This window comes from Saccharothrix sp. NRRL B-16348, assembly GCF_001280085.1.
Taxonomy (GTDB): Bacteria; Actinomycetota; Actinomycetes; order Mycobacteriales; family Pseudonocardiaceae; genus Actinosynnema.
The window spans coordinates 1-305 of record NZ_LGED01000140.1; the positions used below are offsets into that span (position 1 = coordinate 1).

General features: G+C 66.2%; 1 protein-coding gene. It reads right to left on the minus strand.

Annotation, left to right across the window (positions count from 1 at the left end):
- A partial coding sequence (locus tag ADK67_RS15020; RefSeq protein ID WP_157620403.1) for an acyltransferase domain-containing protein occupies positions 1–305 on the minus strand: 305 nt, incomplete at both ends.

Here is a 305-nt window from a genome sequence, read left to right on the forward strand (position 1 = left end):
CCGTCTTCGAGCGACAACGCCCCGGCCACGACCGCCGCCGCGATCTCGCCCTGCGAATGACCCACCACCGCGTCCGGTGTCACACCGTGCGAACGCCACAACTCCGCCAACGACACCATCACCGCCCACAACGCGGGCTGCACCACATCCACCCGATCCAACGAACCCGACAACTCACCAAGCAAATCCCAGTCCACAAAGGACTCAAGAGCTGCCGCGCACTCGTCCAACCGGGCCCTGAACACCGGCGACGACCCGTACAGCTCCACCGCCATCCCCGACCACTGCGAACCCTGACCCGGGAA